Source organism: Pseudomonas sp. ANT_H12B (assembly GCF_008369325.1).
In the GTDB taxonomy this organism is placed as follows: Bacteria; Pseudomonadota; Gammaproteobacteria; order Pseudomonadales; family Pseudomonadaceae; genus Aquipseudomonas.
Genome location: NZ_VOBI01000002.1, coordinates 195062 through 219738, shown reverse-complemented (window position 1 = coordinate 219738; position 24677 = coordinate 195062). Strand labels below are relative to the sequence as shown.

Genomic DNA, 24677 nt, shown 5'->3' with positions numbered 1-24677 from the left:
GTAGAATCGCGACATTCATCGCCAGTCATCCCCCGGCGGGTTTATGAGCTCAAGCTGAAGCGCGCGGCGATCCCGCAAAGTTATCGGCAACTTCCGGACACACGGCCATTTCTGAGTGTTCCAGACGTCAATAGAAGCTCACTTCCCTTTTGATACCTGATTAGCCGCCCGGAGTGCTTCATGCCTGATTACCGCTCGAAAACATCCACCCATGGCCGCAACATGGCCGGCGCCCGCGCACTGTGGCGCGCCACGGGGATGAAAGATGACGACTTCAAAAAGCCGATCATCGCCATTGCCAACTCTTTCACCCAGTTCGTACCGGGCCACGTGCACCTCAAGGACCTGGGTCAACTGGTCGCCCGCGAAATCGAACGCGCTGGTGGCGTGGCAAAAGAATTCAACACCATCGCCGTGGATGACGGCATCGCCATGGGCCACGACGGCATGCTGTATTCGCTGCCGAGCCGCGAGATCATCGCCGATTCCGTCGAGTACATGGTCAACGCCCACTGCGCCGACGCCATTGTCTGCATCTCGAACTGCGACAAGATCACCCCTGGCATGCTGATGGCCGCCCTGCGCCTGAACATCCCGGTGATCTTCGTTTCCGGCGGCCCGATGGAAGCCGGCAAGACCAAACTGGCCAGTCATGGTCTCGACCTGGTCGACGCCATGGTGATCGCCGCCGACTCCAGCGCTTCTGACGAGAAAGTCGCTGAGTACGAGCGCAGCGCCTGCCCGACTTGCGGTTCGTGCTCCGGCATGTTCACCGCCAACTCGATGAACTGCCTGGTCGAAGCCCTGGGCCTGGCATTGCCGGGCAACGGTTCGACCCTCGCCACCCACAGCGACCGCGAACAGCTGTTCCTGCAGGCCGGCCGCACCATCGTCGAGCTGTGCAAGCGTTACTACGGCGAGAACGACGAATCGGTATTGCCGCGCAACATCGCCAACTTCAAGGCGTTCGAAAACGCCATGACCCTGGACATCGCCATGGGCGGTTCCACCAACACCATCCTGCACCTGCTGGCCGCGGCCCAGGAAGCCGAGATCGATTTCGACCTGCGCGACATCGACCGCCTCTCCCGCCATGTACCGCAACTGTGCAAAGTCGCGCCGAACATCCAGAAGTACCACATGGAAGACGTGCACCGCGCTGGCGGGATCTTCAGCATCCTCGGTTCGCTGTCCCGCGGCGGTCTGCTGCACACCGACCTGCCGACCGTGCACAGCAAGACCCTGGCCGAAGGCATTGCCAAGTGGGACATCACCCAGACCAACGACGAAGCGGTGCATCACTTCTTCAAGGCCGGTCCTGCGGGCATCCCGACGCAAACTGCGTTCAGCCAGTCGACCCGTTGGGAAACCCTGGATGACGACCGTGAAAACGGCTGCATCCGCAGTGTCGAACACGCTTACTCGAAAGAAGGCGGCCTGGCCGTTCTGTACGGCAACATCGCGCTGGACGGCTGCGTAGTGAAAACCGCGGGCGTCGACGAATCGATCCACGTCTTCGAAGGCAACGCGAAGATCTTCGAAAGCCAGGACAGCGCCGTACGCGGCATCCTCGCTGACGAAGTGAAGGCCGGCGACATCGTGATCATTCGTTACGAAGGCCCGAAAGGCGGCCCGGGCATGCAGGAAATGCTGTACCCGACGTCCTATCTGAAATCCAAAGGCCTGGGCAAAGCCTGCGCCCTGCTCACCGATGGCCGTTTCTCCGGCGGCACCTCGGGCCTGTCCATCGGCCACGCTTCGCCAGAAGCGGCTGCAGGCGGCGCGATTGGTCTGGTGCAGGATGGCGACAAGGTACTGATCGACATTCCGAACCGCTCGATCAACCTGTTGATCAGCGATGAAGAAATGGCTGGCCGCCGTGCCGAGCAGGATCAAAAAGGCTGGAAACCGGTAGAAAAGCGTCCACGCAAAGTGACCACCGCACTGAAGGCCTACGCCCTGCTGGCGACCAGTGCCGACAAGGGTGCTGTGCGTAACAAGGCAATGCTCGACGGGTTGTAAGCGTCAATCGCAGAAATAAAATGCCCCGCCAAGTGCGGGGTATTTTTTTGCTAGCGAAACCGGATTAACAATCGATTGATGGGGTGAACATTTTGGCCCCATCGCGAGCAGGCTCGCTCCCACAAGGGATTTGTGAACGACGCAAATCCAATGTGGGAGCGAGCCTGCTCGCGATGGCAGCACCTCGGTCTTACTGAATCTCTTCAGGCGTCACGATCACCCAGTTCTTGTCCGCCGTCACCGGCAAACCTTCCTTGGCCTGCGCCGCAGCGTGCTTGGCCATCATGCCGTTTATCTGGGTCATGTATTTGTCTTTGCGGTTGACCCACAAGTGGATGCCGCCCTTGGCCACGTCGACATCGTGGAACAGCATGTAGCCATCGCTGGTTGGGGTATCACCGCCAACCAATACCGGTTTTTTCCACTCATCGATGTAGGTCAGGATTGCCGCGTGTTTACCCGCCATCCAGGTCGCCGGGGTCCACAGGTACGGGGTCAGTTCGAGGCCCAGGTTGGCCTTCTCGTCATACTTGCCCGCGGTGATCTGCTTACGTGCAGTGGTCAGCTCGCCGGTCTTCGGGTCCTTGAGCAACAAACTCACGCCGATTACGTTTTGCGGTTTGACGTTGTAGCCGTACTTCGGATCGGCCGCGACCATGCGCACCAGTTCTTCGGAGGCGGCGGTCATGACGTAGACCTCGATGCCGTTCTCCATCAGCTTGTTGTAGAGCTCTTGCTGACCGGTAAAGATTTTCGGTGGATTGACGTCGAGGTTCTTCACCACATCGCCTTCGTAATAAGTCGCCGACACCGGTTTACCGGAAGCCATCAACTCGTCGACATAGCCTTTGAGTTCCTGAAGGGTGAAACCGGAGAACACTTGGGCGACCCAAGGGTAGCAAACCATGTCGTCGATTTCGCAGAGGCGATAGTAGTAGCTGAACAGGCTTTCCTTGTGGTCGGCGGTGTCTTTGAACGGGATCAGTTTCAGGGAGGGGTCGAGCTTGTCGCGGGTGATCAGGCCCTTGCTCTCCATGAACGGCAGCAATGACTCTTCGAGGTCGTAGCGGTAACTGGTGTTGTCCATGTCGAACACCGCGTAGTTACCCTTGTTGGCGTTGGCCGCAATCATCGCGTCCAGCGCCTTGGCCTGATCGGCTGGCCAATGCTTCAAATCCGTGGCGAGTACCTGGCCGATGAGGCCAAGACAGAGTGCGGCAACCAGAAATTTCGGTGCGAACTTCATTGGCATGCTTCCCTTATTGAAGACCTGATTCAAAGATATCGACGCTAACAAATTGGTGTGACAGTCCCCGTCTGCCAGCGACCGCCCGCGTCCCTTCCGCGTCAGCTGCATCCCTGACAACGACATTCTCTTATTCCAAAAACGACACTCAACAGACTTTTTTGATATTAATTCATTAGATTTCAAGCTGTTAGGCTTGCCGGTTCGCAGCTACCCCGGAAGGTGGCTGGCACAAGTCTCTCTCGGAGTTCATATGAATCTGCCGCTGATCCTCAATCTGCTGGTATTCCTCGCCCTGCTCTTTGGCTTGGCGCAAACCCGTCATACGACGTGGAGCTTAGCTAAAAAAGTCCTGCTCGCATTGGTGTTGGGCGTGCTGTTCGGTGTGGCGCTGCACACGATTTACGGTGCCGGCAACCCGGTACTGAAAGCCTCGATCGGCTGGTTCGATCTGGTGGGCAATGGTTACGTGCAGTTGCTGCAAATGATCGTGATCCCGCTGGTGTTTGCCTCGATCCTCAGCGCCGTGGCGCGTCTGCACAACGCCTCGTCGCTGGGCAAGATCAGCTTCCTGACCATCGGCACACTGTTGTTCACCACCGCCATCGCAGCGCTGATTGGCATCGGCCTGACCAACCTCTTCGGCCTGACCGCCGAAGGCCTGGTGGCCGGTACTCAGGAAATGGCCCGTCTGCAAACCATCCAGACCGACTACGCGGGCAAGGTTGCCGACCTGAATGTGCCGCAGCTGTTGCTGTCGTTCATTCCGCAAAACCCGTTCGCCGACCTCGCTCGCGCGAAGCCGACCTCGATCATCAGCGTGGTGATTTTTGCTGCGTTCCTTGGGGTCGCGGCGCTGCAACTGTTGAAAGATGATGTCGAGAAAGGTCAGAAAGTGATCAACGCCATCGACACCCTGCAAGCCTGGGTGATGCGCCTGGTGCGTCTGGTGATGAAGCTGACCCCGTACGGCGTATTGGCGCTGATGACCAAAGTGGTCGCCGGCTCCAACCTGCAAGACATCATCAAGCTCGGCAGTTTTGTGGTGGTTTCCTACATCGGCCTGGGCTTGATGTTTGTAGTCCATGGCCTGCTGGTGTCGGCGGCCGGGATCAACCCGCTGCGCTTCTTTCGCAAGATCTGGCCGGTGCTGACGTTTGCCTTCACCAGCCGCTCCAGCGCCGCAACCATTCCGCTGAGCATTGAAGCGCAGACCAGCCGTTTAGGCATTCCGCAATCCATCGCCAGTTTTGCCGCTTCGTTCGGCGCGACCATTGGCCAGAACGGCTGTGCCGGCCTGTACCCGGCGATGTTGGCAGTGATGGTTGCACCGACGGTGGGCATCAACCCGTTGGACCCACTGTGGATCGCGACGCTGGTGGCGATTGTGACGCTGAGTTCGGCCGGTGTGGCGGGGGTTGGTGGTGGCGCGACGTTTGCCGCGTTGATCGTGCTGCCGGCGATGGGCTTGCCGGTGTCACTGGTGGCGTTGCTGATTTCGGTTGAGCCGCTGATTGATATGGGGCGTACGGCGTTGAACGTCAGTGGCTCGATTACTGCCGGTGCGATTACCAGCCAGGTGATGCAGCAGACGGATAAAGAGCTGCTGGATGCGGATGAGCATTCGGAGTTGGCTCACGCTTAAATTTTTTAGCGTCTGATCCGGCCTCATCGCCAGCAGGCTGGCTCCCACAGGGGTTTTGCGTGTTCACACAATCCGTGTTTCACCTCAAACCCACTGTGGGAGCCAGCCTGCTGGCGATGCTTTTAAGCCTTTTCCCACACCTCGAAGGTGTACGCCGGCTTGTCGCCTTCCGCTGGATTCAGCACGTTCGACACCAACGTCCACTGGTTCAAATCAAACTCCGGAAACCACGCATCCCCGTCCGGGCTCAGCGCCACGCGCGTCAGGTACAGCCGATCGGCTTGCGCCAACCCTTGCGCATACAACTGCGCACCGCCAATCAGCATCAGCTCATCAACGCCCTGCTCCTTTGCCCATGCTTCGGCACGAACCACTGCAGCTTCCAGCGATGGATAAACCTCCGCACCTTCCAGTAGCAGATCCGCCTGACGGCTGACCACGATGTTCAACCGCCCCGGCAACGGACGACCGAGGGAATCCCAAGTCTTGCGGCCCATGATGATCGGCTTGCCGAGGGTGGTGGCCTTGAAGTATTTGAAGTCCCCCGGCAAGTGCCAGGGCATGCTGTTGTCGACGCCGATCACACGGTTTTCACCGAGGGCTGCGATCAGGCTGAGGGGGAGTGATTTAGTCATGTCGGCGAGGATACCAGAGCCTCCCGTACCCCGATAAGCGTCACAGCGGTTATGCTCACAGCTCGATTGAGCGACGGGATGCCGCGTGACTGAACTGAATAACCTCTGGCTGACGGAAACCATCCGTCTGCGTGAAGAACATGCCGGCCCTCTGGATGATCTGGAAGCCAACCGACTGGCTCGCAGCGCGGGTGGCGACCTGCCGACACGGATTCAACGCCGCGCCTTATGGCTGGCCGAGCGTGATGGACTGACCGGCGCCCTCAACCATTGGCTGCAAGGTGCACGACTGGCGCTGATCGTCATGGCGGTACTGGCCGTGGTCAGTGGCGCCGGTCTGGCGTTTGCCGCAATGGGCGACGGACAAACTCCGGTGAATGTGTTCTGGGCCTTGGGCAGCCTGCTCGGCTTGAACCTGATTCTGTTGCTGAGCTGGGTACTGGGCCTGGCATTTGCCGGTGAACACGGCGCGACGCTGGGACGTTTGTGGTTGTGGCTCAGCGAAAAGCTCGCCCGCGATGCCAAAGCCGCGCAACTGGCGCCCGCCCTGTTGTTATTGCTGCAACGCCAGAAACTCAATCGCTGGGCAGTCGGCGTGCTGGTCAACGGGTTGTGGTTGCTGGCGATGCTCAGCGCTCTTCTGATACTGCTGACCCTCATGGCGACCCGGCGCTACGGCTTCGTCTGGGAAACCACCATTCTTGGCGGTGACACTTTCGTCGCCATGACCCAAGCCCTCGGTGCGCTGCCGGCCTTGCTCGGTTTCAGCGTGCCCACCGTCGAAATGATCCGCGCCAGTGGCGATACCGCACTGAACATCGAGAGCGCCCGCCAGGCCTGGGCGGCGTGGCTGGTGGGTGTGCTGCTGGTCTACGGCATACTGCCGCGATTGTTGCTGGCGCTGGTTTGTCTGTGGCGCTGGAAAACCGGCCAAACGGCCTTGCGCCTGGATTTGAACCTGCCCGGTTATGCCCAACTGCGCGAACGACTGATGCCCACCAGCGAACGCCTGGGTATCAGCGATGCCGCCCCGGAACAGCTTCATCAAATTGAAAAAGGCATCAGCGACCTGCCAAGCGATGGCGCGCTGCTGGTGGCCATCGAGCTGGACGATCAACGTCCGTGGCCGCCGCAATTACCGAAAAACGTGAGCCACGCCGGCGTTCTCGACAGTCGCGAATCGCGCCATAAACTCCTCGAACAGCTGAGCCGTTTTCCCCCGGCACGTTTGGCCATCGCCTGCGACCCGCGACGTTCGCCGGACCGTGGCAGCCTGGCACTGATCGCCGAATTGGCTCGTAGCGCCACGGCCACCCGCGTCTGGCTGCTGCAAGCGCCGCCCGGCCAAGCGCTGGATGCCGAACGCCTCGGCGACTGGCACGTGGCACTGCAACAGCTGAAGCTGCCGTTCGCCGATTGCGCGCCCTTGAATTGGCTGGAGACCGGTCATGACTAAGCCCTGGAAACCGCCGCTGAAACTCGCGGTGGTCGGTCATACCAACGTCGGCAAAACCTCGTTGTTGCGCACCCTGACTCGAGACGTCGGCTTCGGTGAAGTCTCCCATCGCCCCAGCACCACGCGACACGTCGAAGGCGCGCGGTTGTCGGTGGATGGCGAGCCATTGCTCGATCTGTTCGACACGCCTGGGCTGGAAGACGCCATTGCCCTGCTCGACTACCTCGAACGTTTTGAACGACCCGGCGAGCGCCTCGACGGCCCGGCCCGACTGGGGCGATTTCTTGAAGGCAGCGAAGCGCGGCAGCGTTTTGAACAAGAAGCCAAAGTGCTGCGACAACTGCTGACCTGCGACGCCGGTCTCTACGTGATCGACGCCCGCGAGCCGGTGCTGGCCAAGTACCGCGACGAACTGGAAGTGCTGGCCAGTTGCGGCAAACCGCTGCTGCCGGTGCTGAATTTCGTCAGCAGCGCCAACCACCGCGAACCGGATTGGCGCGAAGCGCTGGCGCGTCTGGGCTTGCACGCATTGGTGCGCTTCGACAGCGTCGCACCGCCGGAGGATGGCGAACGTCGACTCTATGAAAGCCTCGCACTGCTGTTGGAAAACTCTCGCGAACAACTGGAGCGTCTGATCGCCGATCAACAGGCTCAACGCATCGCTCGTCAGCAGAGCGCGGCGCAGCTGATTGCCGAATTATTGATCGATTGTGCCGCGTGCCGACGCAGCGTGGTCAGCGAAGCCGAGCAGGAACAGCACGCCATCGGCGAATTGCGCAAAGCGGTTCGCCAACGGGAACAACGCTGTGTGGAAGCGCTGCTCAAGCTCTATGCTTTCCGCCCGCAGGACGCGGCGGCCAGTGATCTGCCGTTGCTCGATGGCCGTTGGGGCGATGACCTGTTCAACCCGGAAACCCTGAAGCAACTCGGCGTGCGAGTCGGCGGTGGTATCGCCGCAGGCGCAGCAGCCGGCGCAGGAGTCGACCTGCTGGTGGGCGGTCTGACACTCGGCGCAGCCGCATTGGCCGGTGCGATCGCCGGCGGCGCCCTGCAAACGGCGCGTAGTTATGGCAGTCGGTTGCTGGGCAAGATTAAAGGTCAGCGGGAACTGACCGTCGACGACAGCGTGCTGAGGTTGTTGGCGTTGCGCCAGAGGCAACTTTTGCAGGCGCTGAATTCGCGCGGGCACGCGGCGATGGACAGCATTCAAGTGGCCACGCCCCAAGACAAAACCTGGCGCGAAGGCAAACTGCCCGAGGCACTGAACAAGGCGCGGGCGCATCCGCAGTGGTCGTCGCTGAATCCTCATCCGAAATTGAATCAGGCGGAGCGGCAAGAGCAGATCGAAGCGTTGGCGCAGCAGCTCTGAACCTGATCGTTCCCACGCTCCCGCCTGGGAACGATCAACAATTGTGGTGGTTGGACGGGCCCTATCACGGACAATCCCGCTCCCACAGGTTCTGTGAACGCCACGGCCCCTGTGGGAGCGGGTCTGCCCGCGATAGCAGCGACTCGGTCTTGCGGCGTAATCGTCACCAACCCAGCTTCAAAAACTGCTTCGCCAATGCCGCAACACGATTGCGATCCGTTCGATCAGCGCGTCCGTCATTGTCCACATCCGAACTCAATATCACCTCCAGTCCACCATCGTTATCAAGATCGTGAGCCGCGGCTTTATAGGCAATCTTCTGCCCCTCATGAAAATGCAGCCGCACCGTTTCAGATGTGCCGTCAGCGGATGGATTCTGCGAGAAGATGCGCAAGTGCCGCACCTCACCTTCACCCTCGTTGAACCAGACGCATTTCAAATAGGTTTTGCCCAGCGATCTGAGTTGCCGATCCGCATCCGTCGCCTCTCGCTGCAACCGATCATCTTCATAGAACTGGAAATGAACGGTATCTGCCGAGCCCTTCCCGCTTCGATCCTGTGCGATCACTTTCAAATAACGCATCCGTGCGCTTCCTTGCGAAAAGCCCAGATTGCACCGTTATCGCAAGCCCATCCATCCGCCGTTTCTCAATTGCCTGTGCGACAACTCATTGCGCCACGCGGGACAACAGCCCTACCGCTTTGCGTTTCAACACCTCCAGGTCCATCACCGGCACCGCCACTTCCTTGGCCTGCTCATCCCACTGGCGCATCCGCAAACTGACCGCACACAACGGGTCCTGCTCGAACACTTCAGCCTCGGCGGCCGTCATCACGCCGCCCTGATATTCCAGGGTTCGGCGACTGGCTTCACTCAAGCGATCGTAGTACCCCGCCTCTTTGAGCGTCAGATAACGCTTGGCCTGAACGTGGTACTCCACCAGGCGCGCCATGCGCTCGCTGAAGCCTGCGCGGCGCAGGTAATCGGCGCCCAGGCGCTCATGGCTGACTACGCCGAAGCCGCCCATGTTGTCGGCACTCTCGGTGCAGATATGCCCGATGTCATGGAAGAACGCCGCCAGCACCACTTCGTCATCGTAGCCCTCGGCCATCGCCCCTTGGGCCGCCTGGGACATGTGTTCGATCTGCGACACCGGTTCGCCGATGTAGTCGCTGGCGCCAAAACGTTCGTACAACGAGAACACCTCGGCGATCACGTGTTCATTGCGGCCCATCAGAGTTCTCCCAATAAGGTGGCGACGTTACGTTCGGCCATCGCCGGGCCGACGCTCATGCCAACACCGGTGTGCATCAGCGCCACGCTCACGCCCGGCATCGGCCGCAGGAACGAGAACGGTCCCGGCCCTCGTGAACCATAGACACCCTGCCAGCGTTCGACCACTTGCACCTTGCAGCCCAGCGTTTGTTCAGCGAGTTCGATCATCCAGTTGTCCACCTGCTCGGTATTGAACGGTGAAGGGTCGCGGCCGTAATGGTGGGAATCGCCAATGATCAATTCGCCGTAAGGCGTCGGGCTGATCAACAGGTGAATGCCGTTTTCATGCAGATGCGGTGCGTCGCGCAAAATCTGCGCCTGCACCGCCGCCGCTTCTGGCAGATCGGCGAACGCGCCGTAATGCACGCAACTCAAACCGGTGAGCAGTGCGTGTTGCAAGTTGAGGTTGATCTGCGGCCGGGCGCGGAGCATTTGCAGGCGGCAGATTTGCGGGTTGAGTTCGGCAATCGGCTCGGCCAGCAGCGTCTGATAATCGTGGCCGGAACAGACGATGATCTGCTCGGCGCTGAAGATTCCGGCGGTGCTGTGCAAGCGGCCGGGCTCGATGTCGCGCACCAGGGAGGAGAAGTGAAACGCGACGCCCAGTTCGCGGCGCAGGTAATCGATCAACGCTGGAATGGCTTCACGGGAATACAGTTGCTGATCGTCCATGCCGTGCAACGCGGCACGGTGATGGCTGAATTGGCCGCGGTACACATCACGCAATGCAGCGCCGCGCAACAGGTCGACGCGGTAACCGTGTTCCACGGCGCGACCGGCGCAGAAGGCTTCGAGCAGGGTTTCTTCGGCTTCGTTGCGGGCGAACAGGTATGAGCCGTTACGCTTGAGTTGCAAGCCGGCGAGCTGTGCCCATTGGCCCCAGATGTCGCGGCTGGCTTTGGCCAGTTCGAGCATCGGGCCTGGTGGTTGGCCGGTGACGAGTGCTTGGCCGAAGTTGCGTACCGAGGCGCCCAAGGATGTTTCGCTGCGCTCGAAAACGGTGACTTTCAGACCGCGCTTGGCGGCGGCGTAGGCGTGGGACAGGCCCAGAATGCCGGCGCCGACGATCAGCATATCGCTGTGTTGTGTCATGGGGTTTTGTCCTGAATTCACGACCGCTATCGCGAGCAGGCTCGCTCCCACAGTTGATGGGGCACAACCCAAAATCTCCATCCACTGGAGATCCAATGTGGGAGCGAGCCTGCTCGCGATGAGGCCCTGTCAGCCGATGAAGATCTTACTTGGCAGCCACTTTCTCGGACTTTCCGTCATAGCGCTTGCGCCATTCGGTGAGGATTTCGTCGCGATTCTTCGACGCCCAGGCGAAGTCGTTCTTGATCAAGCGCTGCTCATAATCCGCCGGCAATTCGGTCTGTGGCTTGGCAATACCCGGTTGCGCGAGGACGGCGAAGTTCTCTTTATAAAGCTCCATTGCAGCAGGACTTGCGGAGAAGTCAGCCAGTTTCTTCGCGGCGTCTTCGTGTGGTGTGCCCTTGATCACAGCCGTCGCTTCGATCTCCCAGCCCAGGCCTTCTTTCGGCAAGATGATGTCCAGTGGCGCACCTTGGCGTTTCAGCTGAACGGCCGGGTACTCGAAGGAAATGCCGATCGGGAATTCACCCGAAGCCGCCAGCTTGCACGGCTTGGAACCGGAGTGAACGTACTGGCCGATGTTCTGGTGCAGGTCGTCCATGTACTGCCAACCCTGCTTCTCGCCGAAGGTTTGCAGCCAGGCACTGACGTCGAGGAAACCGGTGCCGGACGAGGCCGGGTTCGGCATCACGATTTTGCCTTTGTACTCAGGCTTGGTCAGGTCTTGCCAGCTCACCGGTTTGCTCAGGCCCTGCTTTTCGGCTTCGACGGTGTTGAAGCAAATGGTGGCGGCCCAGACGTCCATACCGACCCAGGCTGGCGGGTTGGCGGCGTCGCGGTAGTTGCCGCCGATCTTGCCCAAGTCCTTCGGCGCGTAGCTTTGCAGCATGCCTTGCTGGTCGAGGATCGCCAGGCTTGAAGCCGCCAGGCCCCACACCGCATCAGCCTGCGGGCGGGCTTTTTCGGCCAGCAGTTTGGCGGTGATGATACCGGTGGAGTCGCGCACCCACTTGATCTCGACGTCAGGGTTGGCCTTTTCGAAGGCTTCCTTGTAGGTCTTCAGTTGCTCGGCTTCGAGGGCGGTGTACACCGTCAACTCGGTTTTCGCCGCGAAGGCGTTCAGGCTGAAAGCGGTGAGGACAGCAGCGGCCAGGGCCAGGGGCTTGAACATTGTGCAGTTCCTGTGTGAGTTGAGGGTGTGAATCAGTTGCCAGGCGTGGTCTGCCGCCAGGCCTGGGAGCGACGCAGCAAACCGCGCGAAGCCCAGGCCAGCAGCAGGGAAACGCCCGCCGAGGTGAACAGAATCAGGGTCGACATCGCCGCCGCGCCGCCGACGTTGCCGGCATCGTCCATGTTCAGAACCGCCACCGCCGCGAGGATGGTGTCGGGGCTGTAGAGGAAGATCGCCGCTGAGACGGTGGTCATGGCCGAGACGAACAGGTAGCGCACGATGTCGAGCAGCGCCGGCAGGCAGATCGGCACGGTGACGCGCAGGTAATGCCGATACAGCGGCGCCTTGAGCGACAGCGCGGCGGCTTCGAACTCGGCGTCGAGTTGGCGCAGCGCCGTGGTCGCGGTCATTTGCGCGGTGGTCAAATAGTGAGCAATGGTGCAGACCACCAGCAGCGTCATGGTCCCGTAGAGCACATGCAGCGGGTTGCCGCTGAGGTTGAAGAAAAAGACGTAACCCAAACCCAGCACCAGACCCGGCACCGCCATCGGTACGAAACTGAGCATGCGCAGTGTCAGATTCAGCCCGCGCTGGCCCTTGGTTTTTTCCATCAGGTAGGCGCCGGTGAAGATCAGCACGCTGCCGATCAACGCCGTGCACAGCGCCATCTTCACGCTGTTGCCGTAAGCCAGCCAACCGCCGCCCGCCGTGTCATTGAACTGGTAATGGTTGAGCGACAGCGACAGGTTGTACGGCCAGAATTTCACCAGCGACGAGTACACCGCCATGCCGAACACCAGCAGCAACACCGCGCAGATCAGCAGCACGATGGCCAGGTAGCAGCCGTCCCGCAGTTTCGACGGCGCCGGTTGAAAGACTTGCGCCCGACCGCTCATGGAATCGCCGTGACGCCGACGCAGCCAGGCGTCCACACCGAAGCTGAACAGCGCCGGCAGCAGCAGGACCATGCCGATCAGCGCGCCGCGACCGAATTGTTGCTGGCCGACCACGGCTTTGTAGGCTTCCAGCGCCAGCACCTGATAATCGCCACCGACCACCACGGGCACGCCGAAGTCGGTAATGGTCAACGTGAACACCAGACAGAACGCCGCGAACACAGCCTGACGCGTTGCCGGCCAAGTGATGCTGCGAAAGGCTTTCGCCGGACTGGCGCCCATGCTCGAAGCCGCATCGAACAGTCGCGCATCCGCCAGCGACAGGGCCGACAGCAAAATCATCAGCGCGTGTGGGAAGGTGTAGATCACCTCACCCAGAACAATGCCCCAGAAGCCGTAGATATTGTCCGAGAGCAAACTGCGCAACATGCCCTGATTGCCGAACAGATAAACCAGCGCAATGCCCGGCAACATCGATGGCGCCATCAACGGCAACAGCGACATGCCGCGCCAAATGCCTTTGCCCGGTATCAACGTGCGTTGCAGGGCGTAGGCAAACAGGTAGGCCAGCGGTACGACAATCGCCGCCACGCTGAGGGAAACTTTCAGGCTATTGCCGAGCAACCAGTGGAAATTGGCACTGGTCACCAATTCACGGGCGGCCACCAGACCGCCGCCCTGCCCGGCTTCCGAGCTGAAGCCGCGCCAGAAGATCGCCAGCAACGGCATCAGTACCGCGACACCGAGCAACACCAACAATAGGACTTTGCCGCCGACCACGAACACCCGGTCGCCGATCTCGGCACGGGAGGTCTGCCGAACCTGCTTGTGCGGTATCGGCAGCGCGAGGTTCGCGCTCATCAGGCAAACACCTGCAGGCTGCGCGGAGGCAAGGCGACCATGATCTGCTGCGCACCGAGGCGCGGCATGGCTTCCGGGGCCAGTTCCGCCAGCAGTGCGTGGCCTGGCAGTTGATCGAGTTCGAAACTCATGCGGCAGCGGTTGCCGAGGAAGGTGATTTCGCGAACCTTGGCCGGGAACAGGTTTTCTTCATGCACGGGCGGGTTGACGTTGATCGCTTCGGGGCGGCAAAACAGACGACCCGATACGGCGTTGCCCGAATCGGCGGCCAGGCGCATGTTCATCCCGCCGACCTGCGCATGACTGTCGCTGCTACGGCGAAACGGCAACCAGTTACCCTGACCGACGAACTCCGCCACAAACGGTGTGGCCGGGCGGTCGTAGATTTCCTGAGGCGTGGCGTATTGCTCAACCTTGCCGTTGTTCATCACGGCGATGCGGTCGGCCATCAGCATGGCCTCATCCTGATTGTGCGTGACCATCAGTGTGGTAACGCCGAGGTTGCGTTGCAGTTGGCGCAGTTCAGTGCACAGGTGCTCGCGAACCCGGGCGTCGAGGGCCGACATCGGTTCGTCCAGCAGCAGCAACGAAGGTGCCGGCGCCAATGCCCGAGCCAGTGCGACGCGTTGCTGTTGGCCGCCGGACAATTGGCCGGGGTACTTTTTCTCACTGCCGATCAGGCCGACCAGCTCCAGCATCTGACCGACACGTTTGCGCACTTCATCGCGACCACTGCCGGCGAGGCCGTAGGCGATGTTCGCTTCGACGGTGAGATTGGGAAACAGCGCGTAGGACTGAAACAGAATGCCGTAGTCCCGAGCCTGAGGGGCCAGGTGGGAAACGTCGCGATCACCAAGGTACAACTCGCCGCTGTCCTGTTTCTCAAGACCGGCGATGCAGCGCAGCAAGGTGGTTTTACCGCAGCCCGACGGACCGAGCAGGCACACCAGTTCACCGGCTGCCACGTCGAGGGAAACGTTATCCAGCGCGGTGAAGGCGCCGAAGCGTTTCTGCACGCCGCGAACTTTCATCGGGGCGCCGGGGTTGGTCAGGGCAGTTGCGATCGAGTGGTTCATGGACAGGCCTCATCAAGCAGATGAAGGCCATCCTAGATTTGTAATGCGTCCGTCATGTGGCAGTGAGGCAAAAACGGCTGATAGTGGTATTTGGGGATTTGGGTTGGATGCGGCGGCGACCGGACGGACGCCATCGCGAGCAGGCTCGCTCCCACATCTATGGTTACCCCCTGTGGGAGCGAGCCTGCTCGCGATGAGGCCCTAACAGGCGACGAAGATCTTAAGCGGGGGCCATTTCCTGCGCCAACCCCAGGAACGCCGCCGGCAGCCGTGCGTTTTTTCGCTCCTTGAGGCAGTACAAATACTCAGGAATCTGCGGCGCATTCTCCAGGGTCAGCACGCGCAGTTGCGGATCATGCGGCACTTCCTGCCGGGCAATGATGCTGATACCGATATTGCGCAACACCGCCTCACGGATTGACTCACGGCTGCCAATCTCCAGCAGCGGCCCGAAACTCACCCCGGCGCTGGCCAGTAATTCCTCGGTCAGACGTCGAGTGGTCGAACCCGATTCGCGCATCAATAACGTATGCCCGGCCAACGCACTGAGCGGCACATGGTCGTGGACCGCCAGCGCATGATTGCGATGCACCGCCAGCACCAGCGGATCACTGCCGAGCACCCGGCGAATCAGCCGCGCATCCTCCAGTAACTGCGAAGACGCAGCGATATCGACCCGGTAATCCTCCAGCGCTTCAAGTACTTGCTGGGAGTTGCCGATCTCCACTGACACTTCCACCTGCGGCAAGCGCTCGCGAAAGGTCTTCACCAGATCGAGGATGTAATACGGCGCGGTCGCGGCGATGCGCAACGTGCCTTGGACCTGACCGCTGTTACGCAGAAAAAACTCGATATCCGCTTCCTGCTGCAACAGCGCCTTGACCATCGGCAGCAACCGCGCACCTTCATCGCTGACACTGAGGCGGCGGCCACCACGGTAGAACAGTTCAACCGAGTACTGACTTTCCAGGTGCCGAATCTGCGTCGTCACTGTCGGTTGGCTCAGGCCGAGTTTTTTCGCCGCCAGGGTAATGCTGCCCAGGCGGGCAACCATGTAAAACGCCTTCAGCTCGGCACTCAGCACACCTTTCCCTCATCGCTTATTTGCGCAACAGGCGCAGACCGTTGAACACCACCAACAGGCTCACGCCCATGTCGGCGAACACCGCCATCCACATGGTGGCGATCCCGGCGAAGGTTACCCCAAGAAAGATCGCTTTGATGACCAATGCCAGGGCAATGTTCTGTTTGAGGATGCTGGATGTCTGCCGCGACAGCTTGATAAAGATCGGGATCTTGCGCAGATCGTCGTCCATCAGGGCGACATCAGCGGTCTCGATGGCGGTATCCGTGCCCGCCGCTGCCATGGCAAAACCGATCTCGGCACGGGCCAGCGCCGGAGCATCGTTGATGCCATCGCCGACCATGCCGACCCGATGGCCTTGTGCGTAAAGGGCGTCGATGGCTTGCAGTTTGTCGGTTGGCAACAGGTCGCCCTGAGCCTGATCGATGCCGACTTGCGCGGCAATCGCCTGAGCGGTGTGGACGTTGTCGCCGGTCAGCATCAGGGTTTTGATGCCCAGGTCGTGCAGTTGCTGGATCGCCTCGCGGCTGGACTCTTTCACCGTGTCCGCAACGGCGAACAGCGCCAGCGGGCCGGATTTGTCGAGCAGCAGCACCACGGACTTGCCCTGTTTCTCCAGCGCGAACAGCTTCTCTTCAAGCGCTGGCGAGCACAGGTTCAGCTCTTCCACCAAGCGGTGGTTGCCCAAGTGGTAGGTCTGACCGTTAATTTCGCCGCGCACACCGCGACCGGCCAAGGCTTCGAAGTTATCCACAACGAGCGGCGCCCATTGTTTATCCACAGCTGCATTGGCGATGGCCAACGACACCGGGTGATCCGAACGACCGGCCAGCGCCGCCGCAATGGCCGGGGCTGTTTCCTCAGTGGTTGGTTCAAGGGACAGATAATCGGTCTGCACCGGTTTGCCGTGCGTGATCGTGCCGGTCTTGTCCAGGGCCAGGTAGTCGAGTTTGTAACCGCCCTCCAGATAGACGCCGCCCTTGACCAGAATGCCTTTGCGCGCTGCGGCTGCCAGGCCGCTGACGATGGTGACTGGCGTAGAAATAACCAGCGCACATGGGCACGCAACCACCAGCAACACCAGCGCCCGGTAGATCCAATCGAACCACAGCGCCCCCATAAACAGTGGCGCAATTACCGCCACCGCGAGGGCCAGGATGAACACCGCCGGGGTGTAGATTTTCGAGAAGCTGTCGACGAAACGCTGGGTTGGTGCCCGCGCGCCTTGGGCCTGCTCCACGGCGTGGATGATTCGCGCCAAGGTCGAATTGTTGGCCGCTGCGGTTACCGAGAACTCCAGGGAACCAGCCTGATTGATGGTGCCGGCAAAGACCTTATCGCCGACGGTTTTCTCAACCGGCAGGCTTTCTCCGGTGATCGGCGCCTGATCGATGGTTGAACTACCCGAAACCACTTCACCGTCCAGACCGATCCGCTCACCGGGACGCACCCGCACTCGCGCGCCCAGCTCGATGGTTTTGACCTCCCGCTCGATCCAACTGCCGTCGGCCTGCTGCACCGTGGCCTGTTCCGGGGTCATCTGCATCAGGCCGCCGATGGCGTTGCGCGCCCGGTCCAGAGACTTGGCCTCGATCAACTCGGCCACGGTGAACAGGAACATCACCATCGCCGCTTCCGGCCACTGACCGATCAGGATCGCGCCAGTCACCGCAATGCTCATCAGCGCGTTGATGTTCAGGTTGAGGTTTTTCAGGGCGATCCAGCCCTTTTTATAGGTGCCGAGGCCGCCGCTGAGGATCGAGATCAGTGCGATGACTGCCACCACCCAGTTGGGCGCCGCGTCGGTGAAGTGGATAACTTCGGCGACCAGTGCGCCAACACCCGACAGCGCCAAAGGCCACCAAGGTTTTTTCTCGACGGTCGGGGCCGGCGCTTCAACGCCCTGCTCCAAAGGCTCGGCCTGCATGCCGAGGGACTTGATGGCGTCGATGATCGGCGCGGTGGTTGGCAGGTCGTGGGTGACGCCCAACACCCGGTTGATCAGGTTGAATTCCAGCTGCTGCACACCCGCGAGCTTGCCGAGTTTGTTCTGGATCAGCGTCTGCTCGGTCGGGCAGTCCATCGCATCGATGCGGAAACTGCTCAGCCGTGCGCCAGCGGTCGGGGTTTCGCTCAACTTGATCAGCGACGGTGCCGCTGCTTTCGAGGAACAGCAGGAATCCCCGTGACCGCCGTGATCATGCTTGCGCACAGGCTGCAGCTTGTGGCTGTGATCGTGATCAGCCTCAGGCTTGTGGGTGTGAATAGAATCGCTCATCGGGTCGCGTCCATGAAGGTGCCTGTTGCCAAGTAAAGACCCTGTAGCCACTATAGGGTCAAGCACCCTTTTGGAGATTGCCGTCATGAAGATCGGAGAACTGGCCAAACTCACCGACTGCGCCGTAGAAACCATCCGCTACTACGAGCGCGAACACCTGCTGCCGGAGCCGGCCCGCAGCGACGGCAACTACCGCGTCTACACCCAGGCCCATGCCGAGCGCCTGACGTTCATCCGCAATTGCCGAACCCTCGACATGACGCTTGAGGAAATCCGCAGCCTGCTGGCTCTGCGCGATAGCCCTCAGGATCAGTGCGAAAGCGTGAATGCGTTGATCGACGAACACATCCACCACGTCAAGGCGCGGATCGATGGCTTGCTGGCGTTGCAGACACAACTGCTCGACCTGCGCCAACGTTGCAGCGAAGGGCCGGATATCGAACAGTGCGGGATTTTGCAGCGGTTGGAAGTCAGTGGCGGGGTTGTGGCGACTGAGGTTGAGCATTCCCATGTCGGCCGCAGCCACGGCCATTGAGCCCACCACAAAACCCAATGTGGGAGCTAGCCTGCTAGCTCCCACAGGGGTATTGCGTGCAGATTGTCAGACCGCCATCGGCGCGGTCATTGGGGCGTGGTGTTCGTAGCCTTCCAGCGAGAAATCGCTCGGTTCGATCTGCTCCAGCCACTCCGGCTGGTACACACCCGTCTTGGCAAACTCCGGCACACGATCACTGATCACCAGTTTCGGCATCGGGAACGGCTCGCGCTTGAGCTGTTCATTGAGCATGTCCAAGTGGTTTTCATAGACATGCGCGTCGCCAATGAAATAAGTAAACCAGCGCGGCGTGTAACCGGTCAGGCGACCGATCAGGCTCAGCAGCGCGGCGCCTTCGGTGAGGTTGAACGGCGTGCCCAGGCCCAAATCATTGGAGCGGATGTAGAGGGTCAGCGAGATTTCCTTCGTCTCGACATTCGGATGGAACTGGTACAGCAGATGGCATGGTGGCAAGGCCATTTCATCGAGTTGGGCCACGTTCCAGCCGTGGAACAGGATGCGGCGGCTGCCCGGGTCCTTGATGATGGTGTCGACGCACTGGCGAATCTGGTCGATCGCCTTGTACAGCACCACATAGGCCTGACCGTCTTCTTCGCCTTCAGCGATCTGGCGATAGCCTTGCTTCAGGGTCTGTTCGATAGCGGCCTGGTTGCTGACCGGGATCTGCTTGTACGCCGGCCATTTACGCCATTGCACGCCGTAGATCTCGCCGAGGTCGTCTTCGCCCTGACGGAACGGATTCGCCAGCCACTGGGCGTTTTCGTTGGCGTTCTGATCCCAGACCTTGCAGCCCAGCGCACGGAACTCGGCGGCGTTGTTCACCCCGCGCAGAAAACCGCACATCTCGCCGATGGCTGATTTGAAGGCCATCTTGCGAGTGGTGATCGCCGGGAAACCTTCCTTCAGGTCATAACGCAGCATTGCGCCGGGGAAGCTGATGGTGTTCACGCCGGTGCGGTTGGCCTGTTTGGTGCCGTTCTTGATGACGTGGGCGACCAGTTCGAGATATTGCTTCATGAGTTACCTGTGTCCTTGAACCCGGGGTCGTCGCCCCGGGGTTCGAATTTATACAGCCGCCGCTGGCGCCGCCGGTGCACGGTGATACGCCAGCCAGATCAGGAACAGACCGCCGAGGATCATCGGTACGCACAGTACCTGACCCATGGTCAGCCAGTTCCAGGCCAGATAGCCCAGTTGCGCGTCCGGCACCCGGACGAACTCGACGATGAAACGGAAGATGCCGTAGAACAGCGCAAACATCCCGGACACCGCCATGGTCGGCCGCGGCTTGCGCGAGTACAACCAGAGAATGGCGAACAGCGCTACGCCTTCGAGCGCGAACTGATAGAGCTGCGACGGGTGGCGCGCCAGTTGCGCCGGATCGGTCGGGAAGACCATCGCCCACGGCACATCGGTTGCCTTGCCCCACAACTCGGCGTTGATGAAGTTGCCGATACGTCCGGCGCCCAGACCGATCGGCACCATCGGTGCGACAAAGTCCATCAGCTGGAAGAACGACTTGCCGTTCTTTTTACCGAACCACAACGCGGCCAACATCACGCCGATGAACCCGCCGTGGAACGACATGCCACCCTTCCACACTTCGAAGATCAACAGCGGGTTGGCGAGGTAAGCACTCAGATCGTAGAACAGCACATAGCCCAACCGGCCGCCGACAATGACCCCCATCGACATCCAGAACACCATGTCGGAGAGCTTCTCTTTACTCCAGGTCGGGTCGAAGCGGTTCAACCGGCGCGACGCCAGCAGCCAGGCGCCGCCGATGCCGATCAGGTACATCAAGCCGTACCAGTGGATTTTCAGCGGACCGATGGCCAATGCCACCGGGTCGATCTGCGGGTAAGGCAGCATTGCGACTCCTCGTTAGAGTTGAAACCTTTAAAATGCCCGGGCGACGCTGTCACGCCAGGATTAAGTCAGGATTGCGGTGCATCAGAGCAGGAAATTCAGGCCCACGCAGAACAGCAAAGCGGCGAACAGTCTTTTCAGCAACTTCGGCGACAGGCTGTGGGCCAGTCGGGCGCCGAGGCGGGCGAAGAACATGCTGGTCAGGGCGATCCCCAGCAGCGCCGGCAAATAAACAAAACCCAGACTATGGGCCGGCAGCAACGGATCGTGCCAGCCCAGAATCATGAAAAATAATGCACTGGACAAGGCAATCGGCAGACCGCAGGCAGATGAAGTCGCCACCGCTTGCTGCATCGGCACGCTGCGCCAGGTCAGAAACGGCACCGTCAGCGAGCCGCCGCCAATCCCGAAAATCGCCGAGGCCCAGCCAATCACACTGCCGGCCACGGTCAGACCAACTTTACCCGGCACCGTTCGAGAAGCCTTAGGTTTGAAATCCAGTGCCAGTTGCGCGGCGATGACCAAGGCGAAGACGCCAATGATTTTCTGCAGGTTGGGCCCGGAGATCGCTTCAGCCGTCAGCGCGCCGAAACCGGCGCCGATCAGAATACCGAGGGTCATCCAGGCAAATATCGGCCAACGCACGGCACCTCGACGGTGATGTTCGCGGATCGCATTGACCGAGGTAAATATGATTGTCGCCAGGGACGTGCCGACCGCCAGGTGCGTGAGGATCGACGGATCGAACCCTTGCAGCTTGAAACTGTAGACCAGCACCGGGACGATGATGATCCCGCCGCCGACCCCGAACAACCCGGCCAGCACGCCTGCACAGGCGCCCAGCGCCAGATAGAGCAGAAATTCCATGGCCTTCCTTATTCGCTTCTCAAAAAAAGCTCCGGCATGGTAACGGATGCGGGCCCTCAGGCTCCACTGTGGATGGTGATGGATCGACAAGCGACGACTGAGTAGAGTGGGCAAAAAACACACAAGGACCACCTTATGTGCCTGATTGTTTTCGCCTGGCGACCGGGTCATGCCCAACCGCTGATCGTGGCGGCCAACCGCGACGAGTTCTACGCCCGGCCCAGCCTGCCGCTGGCGCAATGGCCCGAAGCACCGCACGTGCATGCCGGTCGCGACCTGGAGGCTGGAGGCACCTGGCTCGGGGTTGGCGCCAATGGACGCTTCGCCGCGCTGACCAATATCCGCGATCCGCATCAGCCGCCCGCACGCACGTCGCGAGGGGAGCTGGTAGCACGATTTCTGAGCGGGGATATGCCGATAGATAACTACTTGAGCGACGTTGTTGCACGTTCGCTGGAATATTCCGGATTTAACCTGCTGATCGGTAATGCCAACGAGCTGTGGCACTTCAATGCCCGGGAGACTGAGGCGGTAATGCTGCCACCGGGGGTTTATGGGTTGTCGAACGCGGGGCTGGATACGCCGTGGCCGAAACTACTCAAGGCGCGGACAGCGCTGGAGGAAGTGCTGGACGATCCGCAGCCCCAGGCGTTATTGGCGTTACTGAATGATCCGCAGACGGCGCCGTTTGCAGAGCTGCCGGATACCGGGGTGGGCTTGGCCACAGAGACGTTGTTGTCGAGTGTGTTTATTGCCAGCCCGACCTACGGGACGCGGGCGAGTACGGCGTTGATTGTTCAGGCAGACGGGACGCGGTGGATGGTTGAGCGGAGTTTTGGGCCGTATGGCGGGCATTTGGGGGAAGTGGAGATCAAGGTTTAGATTGGTGCTGTCAGGGCTGGCCTCATCGCGAGCAGGCTCGCTCCCACAGGGGACTTGTGTAGATCACAAATCAAATGTGGGAGCGAGCCTGCTCGCGATGGGGCCATCAGCGTTATAGGGTTTTGGCCGAAGCCGGATTAATCATCCGCGCCAGCCCGAGGTTCTTCAGCGCCAATTGCAGCGAGCTGTGGATAACTTGCGGGTTGTCGATGGTCATCAACTCCGCGAGCAATTCCTTGGCCTTGCTCAGGTTGACCTGACGCAGCATCCACTTCACTTTCGGCAGGTTGGTGGCGTTCATCGACAGGCTGTCAAAGCCCATCGCCATCAACAGCACTGCCGCCGCCGGATCACCGGCCATCTCACCGCAGATACTCACTGGCTTGCCTTCGGCATGAGCGTCACGCACCACGCTCTGAAGGGCTTGCAGCACCGCTGGGTGCAAGTAGTCGTAGAGATCGGCTACCCGCGGGTTGTTTCGATCCACGGCCAGCAGGTACTGGGTCAGGTCGTTGGAGCCGACCGACAGGAAGTCCACTTGCCGCGCCAATTCCTTGGTCTGATAAACAGCCGCCGGAATTTCGATCATCACGCCGATCGGCGGCATAGGCACGTCGCAGCCTTCGTCGCGGACTTCGCCCCAGGCCCGGTGAATCAGGTGCAGGGCTTCTTCCAGTTCGTGGGTGCCGGAGATCATCGGCAGCAGAATCCGCAGGTTGTTCAAGCCTTCGCTGGCCTTGAGCATGGCGCGGGTCTGCACCAGGAAGATTTCCGGATGATCGAGGGTCACGCGAATGCCGCGCCAGCCGAGGAACGGGTTGTCTTCCTTGATCGGGAAGTACGACAGCGACTTGTCGCCGCCGATGTCCAGGCTGCGCATGGTCACCGGTTGCGGGTGGAACGCGGCGAGTTGCTCGCGATAGATCGCCAGTTGCTCCTTTTCGCTCGGGAACCTCTGGTTGATCATGAACGGCACTTCGGTGCGGTACAGGCCGACGCCCTCGGCGCCACGCTTCTGCGCCCGCGCCACATCCGCCAGCAGGCCGGTGTTGACCCACAGCGGCATGCGGTGGCCATCGAGGGTCACGCACGGCAAGTCGCGCAGCGCATCCAGCCCGAGGGACAGTTGTTTCTCTTCCTCGACCACTTCGGCGAACTGCTTGCGCAGCACTTCGCTGGGGTTGGTGTAGACCTCGCCGTGGTAGCCATCGACGATCATCTGGATGCCGTCGACCTTGGAATACGGCAAGTCGACCAGGCCCATCACCGTCGGAATGCCCATGGCGCGCGCCAGGATCGCCACGTGGGAGTTGCCGGAACCGAGTACCGAGACCAGACCGACCAGCTTGCCTTCCGGTACCTCGCCGAGCATCGCCGGCGTCAGTTCTTCGCTGATCAGAATGGTGTTGTCGGGGTAGACCAGGGTCTGCTGACGCTCTTCCTGCAAGTAGGCCAGCAAGCGCCGGCCGAGGTCCTTGACGTCGGAAGCGCGCTCACGCAGGTAGGCGTCGTCCATCAATTCGAAACGGTTGACGTGCTCGGTGACCACCTGGCGCAACGCGCCCTGGGCCCACTGGCCGGTCTTGATGACCGTGGTGATTTCGCTGCCCAGCGAGGCGTCGTCGAGCATCATCAGGTAGACGTCGAACAGCGCGCGCTCTTCCGGCCGCAGCTGGGTCGCGAGCTTGGCGGACAAGGCGCGCATGTCGGCGCGCACGCCTTCGATGGCGGTCTTGAACAGCCCGAGTTCAGCGTTGATGTCAGTGATGGTCTTGTCCGGCACCACGTCCAGATCGGCCGGCGGCAACATGACCACCGCGGTACCGACCGCCGCGCCCGGCGAACCCGGTACACCGACGAACTTGGCTTCCTGAATACCCTTGCCCTGACGCCCTAGGCCACGGATCGAACCGGTGGCTTCGGCGTGAGCGATTACGCCGGCGAGCTGCGCGCTCATGGTCACGAGGAAGGCTTCTTCACCCTCATCGAACTGGCGGCGTTCTTTTTGCTGAATGACCAACACGCCGACGACGCGACGGTGGTGAATGATCGGGGCCCCGAGGAATGAGGCGTAGCGTTCTTCACCGGTCTCGGCGAAGTAGCGGTAACGCGGGTGATCCGCGGCGTTTTCGAGGTTAAGGGGTTCTTCACGCGTGCCGACCAGGCCAACCAGACCTTCATTGGGTGCCATGCTGACTTTGCCGATCGAGCGCTTGTTCAAGCCCTCGGTGGCCATCAGCACGAAGCGGTTGGTCTCAGGGTCAAGCAGGTAGACCGAGCAGACCTGGCTGCCCATGGCCTCTTTGACGCGCAACACAATAATCCCCAACGCCGCCTTGAGATCCTTGGCGGAGTTAACTTCCTGGACGATCTTGCGCAGCGTATTGAGCATGGCT

General features: G+C 60.8%; 20 protein-coding genes. 6 read left to right on the top strand and 14 right to left on the bottom strand.

Features of this window, described 5'->3' with window-relative positions; genetic code table 11:
- Positions 1-180: 180 nt before the first annotated feature.
- Positions 181-2022: a dihydroxy-acid dehydratase gene (gene ilvD / locus FQ185_RS03900; protein ID WP_149416336.1), complete on the top strand. Its 1842-nt coding sequence runs from the start codon at positions 181-183 to the stop codon at positions 2020-2022.
- Between the two features lie 190 nt (positions 2023-2212).
- Here the strand turns inward: ilvD and FQ185_RS03895 are convergent, their stop codons facing one another.
- Complete coding sequence (locus tag FQ185_RS03895) at positions 2213-3268, bottom strand: haloacid dehalogenase-like hydrolase (RefSeq protein WP_149416335.1); 1056 nt, start codon at positions 3266-3268, stop codon at positions 2213-2215.
- A 253-nt stretch (positions 3269-3521) separates the two neighbouring features.
- On the opposite strand from FQ185_RS03895, the gene FQ185_RS03890 reads away from it, so the two are divergent.
- Positions 3522-4913, top strand: coding sequence for an L-cystine transporter (locus tag FQ185_RS03890; RefSeq protein ID WP_149416334.1), 1392 nt, complete (start codon positions 3522-3524; stop codon positions 4911-4913).
- Between the two features lie 122 nt (positions 4914-5035).
- Here the strand turns inward: FQ185_RS03890 and FQ185_RS03885 are convergent, their stop codons facing one another.
- Positions 5036-5548: a dihydrofolate reductase gene (locus FQ185_RS03885; protein ID WP_149416333.1), complete on the bottom strand. Its 513-nt coding sequence runs from the start codon at positions 5546-5548 to the stop codon at positions 5036-5038.
- Positions 5549-5633: 85 nt separating this feature from the next.
- Here FQ185_RS03885 and FQ185_RS03880 point away from each other — a divergent pair, with 85 nt between their 5' ends.
- Both FQ185_RS03880 and FQ185_RS03875 read left to right on the top strand, forming a co-directional pair.
- On the top strand, positions 5634-7004 hold the full coding sequence (locus tag FQ185_RS03880) for a DUF2868 domain-containing protein (protein WP_149416332.1): 1371 nt from the start codon (positions 5634-5636) through the stop codon (positions 7002-7004).
- Positions 6997-8373, top strand: coding sequence for a GTPase/DUF3482 domain-containing protein (locus tag FQ185_RS03875; protein WP_149416331.1), 1377 nt, complete (start codon positions 6997-6999; stop codon positions 8371-8373). The genes FQ185_RS03880 and FQ185_RS03875 overlap by 8 nt, the downstream gene beginning before the upstream one ends.
- A gap of 163 nt (positions 8374-8536) precedes the next feature.
- Here FQ185_RS03875 and FQ185_RS03870 read toward each other — a convergent pair whose 3' ends face one another.
- The 8 genes from FQ185_RS03870 to FQ185_RS03835 all read right to left on the bottom strand — a co-directional run bounded on the left by FQ185_RS03870 (position 8537) and on the right by FQ185_RS03835 (position 18107).
- Positions 8537-8956, bottom strand: coding sequence for a hypothetical protein (locus FQ185_RS03870; RefSeq protein ID WP_149416330.1), 420 nt, complete (start codon positions 8954-8956; stop codon positions 8537-8539).
- 85 nt (positions 8957-9041) lie between these two features.
- A complete protein-coding gene (locus FQ185_RS03865) occupies positions 9042-9608 on the bottom strand; it encodes a phosphonate degradation HD-domain oxygenase (protein WP_149416329.1) in 567 nt (188 codons plus the stop codon).
- Positions 9608-10741 (bottom strand): TIGR03364 family FAD-dependent oxidoreductase, encoded by a 1134-nt coding sequence (locus FQ185_RS03860; protein WP_149416328.1) that lies wholly within the window; start codon positions 10739-10741, stop codon positions 9608-9610. Before FQ185_RS03860 ends, FQ185_RS03865 begins: the two co-directional genes overlap by 1 nt.
- A gap of 145 nt (positions 10742-10886) precedes the next feature.
- The gene (locus FQ185_RS03855; protein WP_149416327.1) at positions 10887-11912 is read right to left on the bottom strand and encodes a putative 2-aminoethylphosphonate ABC transporter substrate-binding protein; all 1026 of its coding nucleotides are present in this window, start codon (positions 11910-11912) and stop codon (positions 10887-10889) included.
- A 32-nt stretch (positions 11913-11944) separates the two neighbouring features.
- A complete protein-coding gene (locus FQ185_RS03850) occupies positions 11945-13669 on the bottom strand; it encodes a putative 2-aminoethylphosphonate ABC transporter permease subunit (RefSeq protein WP_149416326.1) in 1725 nt (574 codons plus the stop codon).
- Positions 13669-14745, bottom strand: coding sequence for a putative 2-aminoethylphosphonate ABC transporter ATP-binding protein (locus FQ185_RS03845; protein ID WP_149416325.1), 1077 nt, complete (start codon positions 14743-14745; stop codon positions 13669-13671). The genes FQ185_RS03850 and FQ185_RS03845 overlap by 1 nt, the downstream gene beginning before the upstream one ends.
- A gap of 220 nt (positions 14746-14965) precedes the next feature.
- Positions 14966-15829, bottom strand: a complete 864-nt coding sequence (locus FQ185_RS03840; protein WP_149416324.1) for a LysR family transcriptional regulator — start codon at positions 15827-15829, stop codon at positions 14966-14968.
- A 16-nt stretch (positions 15830-15845) separates the two neighbouring features.
- On the bottom strand, positions 15846-18107 hold the full coding sequence (locus FQ185_RS03835) for a heavy metal translocating P-type ATPase (protein ID WP_149416323.1): 2262 nt from the start codon (positions 18105-18107) through the stop codon (positions 15846-15848).
- Positions 18108-18192: 85 nt separating this feature from the next.
- Between FQ185_RS03835 and cadR the strand changes: the two genes are divergently transcribed.
- The gene (gene cadR, locus FQ185_RS03830) at positions 18193-18642 is read left to right on the top strand and encodes a Cd(II)/Pb(II)-responsive transcriptional regulator (RefSeq protein WP_149416322.1); all 450 of its coding nucleotides are present in this window, start codon (positions 18193-18195) and stop codon (positions 18640-18642) included.
- 66 nt (positions 18643-18708) lie between these two features.
- On the opposite strand, the gene FQ185_RS03825 is transcribed toward cadR, so the two are convergent.
- The 3 genes from FQ185_RS03825 to FQ185_RS03815 all read right to left on the bottom strand — a co-directional run bounded on the left by FQ185_RS03825 (position 18709) and on the right by FQ185_RS03815 (position 21399).
- The gene (locus FQ185_RS03825) at positions 18709-19680 is read right to left on the bottom strand and encodes a thymidylate synthase (protein WP_149416321.1); all 972 of its coding nucleotides are present in this window, start codon (positions 19678-19680) and stop codon (positions 18709-18711) included.
- 48 nt (positions 19681-19728) lie between these two features.
- A complete protein-coding gene (lgt, locus tag FQ185_RS03820; RefSeq protein ID WP_149416320.1) occupies positions 19729-20535 on the bottom strand; it encodes a prolipoprotein diacylglyceryl transferase in 807 nt (268 codons plus the stop codon).
- A gap of 81 nt (positions 20536-20616) precedes the next feature.
- Complete coding sequence (locus FQ185_RS03815; RefSeq protein ID WP_033060544.1) at positions 20617-21399, bottom strand: sulfite exporter TauE/SafE family protein; 783 nt, start codon at positions 21397-21399, stop codon at positions 20617-20619.
- A gap of 135 nt (positions 21400-21534) precedes the next feature.
- On the opposite strand from FQ185_RS03815, the gene FQ185_RS03810 reads away from it, so the two are divergent.
- A complete protein-coding gene (locus FQ185_RS03810; protein ID WP_149416319.1) occupies positions 21535-22281 on the top strand; it encodes an NRDE family protein in 747 nt (248 codons plus the stop codon).
- Between the two features lie 112 nt (positions 22282-22393).
- Here FQ185_RS03810 and ptsP read toward each other — a convergent pair whose 3' ends face one another.
- Complete coding sequence (gene ptsP, locus FQ185_RS03805) at positions 22394-24673, bottom strand: phosphoenolpyruvate--protein phosphotransferase (RefSeq protein WP_149416318.1); 2280 nt, start codon at positions 24671-24673, stop codon at positions 22394-22396.
- Positions 24674-24677: the final 4 nt, after the last annotated feature.

What these genes read in the sequence shown, in the direction of transcription:
- cadR (WP_149416322.1), top strand. Translation starts at nt 18,193, where the DNA reads ATGAAGATCGGAGAACTGGCCAAACTCACCGACTGCGCCGTAGAAACC.
- FQ185_RS03810 (WP_149416319.1), top strand. Translation starts at nt 21,535, where the DNA reads ATGTGCCTGATTGTTTTCGCCTGGCGACCGGGTCATGCCCAACCGCTG.
- lgt (WP_149416320.1), bottom strand. Translation starts at nt 20,535, where the DNA reads ATGCTGCCTTACCCGCAGATCGACCCGGTGGCATTGGCCATCGGTCCG.
- ilvD (WP_149416336.1), top strand. Translation starts at nt 181, where the DNA reads ATGCCTGATTACCGCTCGAAAACATCCACCCATGGCCGCAACATGGCC.
- FQ185_RS03875 (WP_149416331.1), top strand. Translation starts at nt 6,997, where the DNA reads ATGACTAAGCCCTGGAAACCGCCGCTGAAACTCGCGGTGGTCGGTCAT.
- FQ185_RS03870 (WP_149416330.1), bottom strand. Translation starts at nt 8,956, where the DNA reads ATGCGTTATTTGAAAGTGATCGCACAGGATCGAAGCGGGAAGGGCTCG.
- FQ185_RS03845 (WP_149416325.1), bottom strand. Translation starts at nt 14,745, where the DNA reads ATGAACCACTCGATCGCAACTGCCCTGACCAACCCCGGCGCCCCGATG.
- FQ185_RS03850 (WP_149416326.1), bottom strand. Translation starts at nt 13,669, where the DNA reads ATGAGCGCGAACCTCGCGCTGCCGATACCGCACAAGCAGGTTCGGCAG.
- FQ185_RS03885 (WP_149416333.1), bottom strand. Translation starts at nt 5,548, where the DNA reads ATGACTAAATCACTCCCCCTCAGCCTGATCGCAGCCCTCGGTGAAAAC.
- FQ185_RS03855 (WP_149416327.1), bottom strand. Translation starts at nt 11,912, where the DNA reads ATGTTCAAGCCCCTGGCCCTGGCCGCTGCTGTCCTCACCGCTTTCAGC.
- FQ185_RS03860 (WP_149416328.1), bottom strand. Translation starts at nt 10,741, where the DNA reads ATGACACAACACAGCGATATGCTGATCGTCGGCGCCGGCATTCTGGGC.
- FQ185_RS03890 (WP_149416334.1), top strand. Translation starts at nt 3,522, where the DNA reads ATGAATCTGCCGCTGATCCTCAATCTGCTGGTATTCCTCGCCCTGCTC.
- FQ185_RS03825 (WP_149416321.1), bottom strand. Translation starts at nt 19,680, where the DNA reads ATGAAGCAATATCTCGAACTGGTCGCCCACGTCATCAAGAACGGCACC.
- FQ185_RS03815 (WP_033060544.1), bottom strand. Translation starts at nt 21,399, where the DNA reads ATGGAATTTCTGCTCTATCTGGCGCTGGGCGCCTGTGCAGGCGTGCTG.
- ptsP (WP_149416318.1), bottom strand. Translation starts at nt 24,673, where the DNA reads ATGCTCAATACGCTGCGCAAGATCGTCCAGGAAGTTAACTCCGCCAAG.
- FQ185_RS03865 (WP_149416329.1), bottom strand. Translation starts at nt 9,608, where the DNA reads ATGGGCCGCAATGAACACGTGATCGCCGAGGTGTTCTCGTTGTACGAA.
- FQ185_RS03895 (WP_149416335.1), bottom strand. Translation starts at nt 3,268, where the DNA reads ATGAAGTTCGCACCGAAATTTCTGGTTGCCGCACTCTGTCTTGGCCTC.
- FQ185_RS03835 (WP_149416323.1), bottom strand. Translation starts at nt 18,107, where the DNA reads ATGAGCGATTCTATTCACACCCACAAGCCTGAGGCTGATCACGATCAC.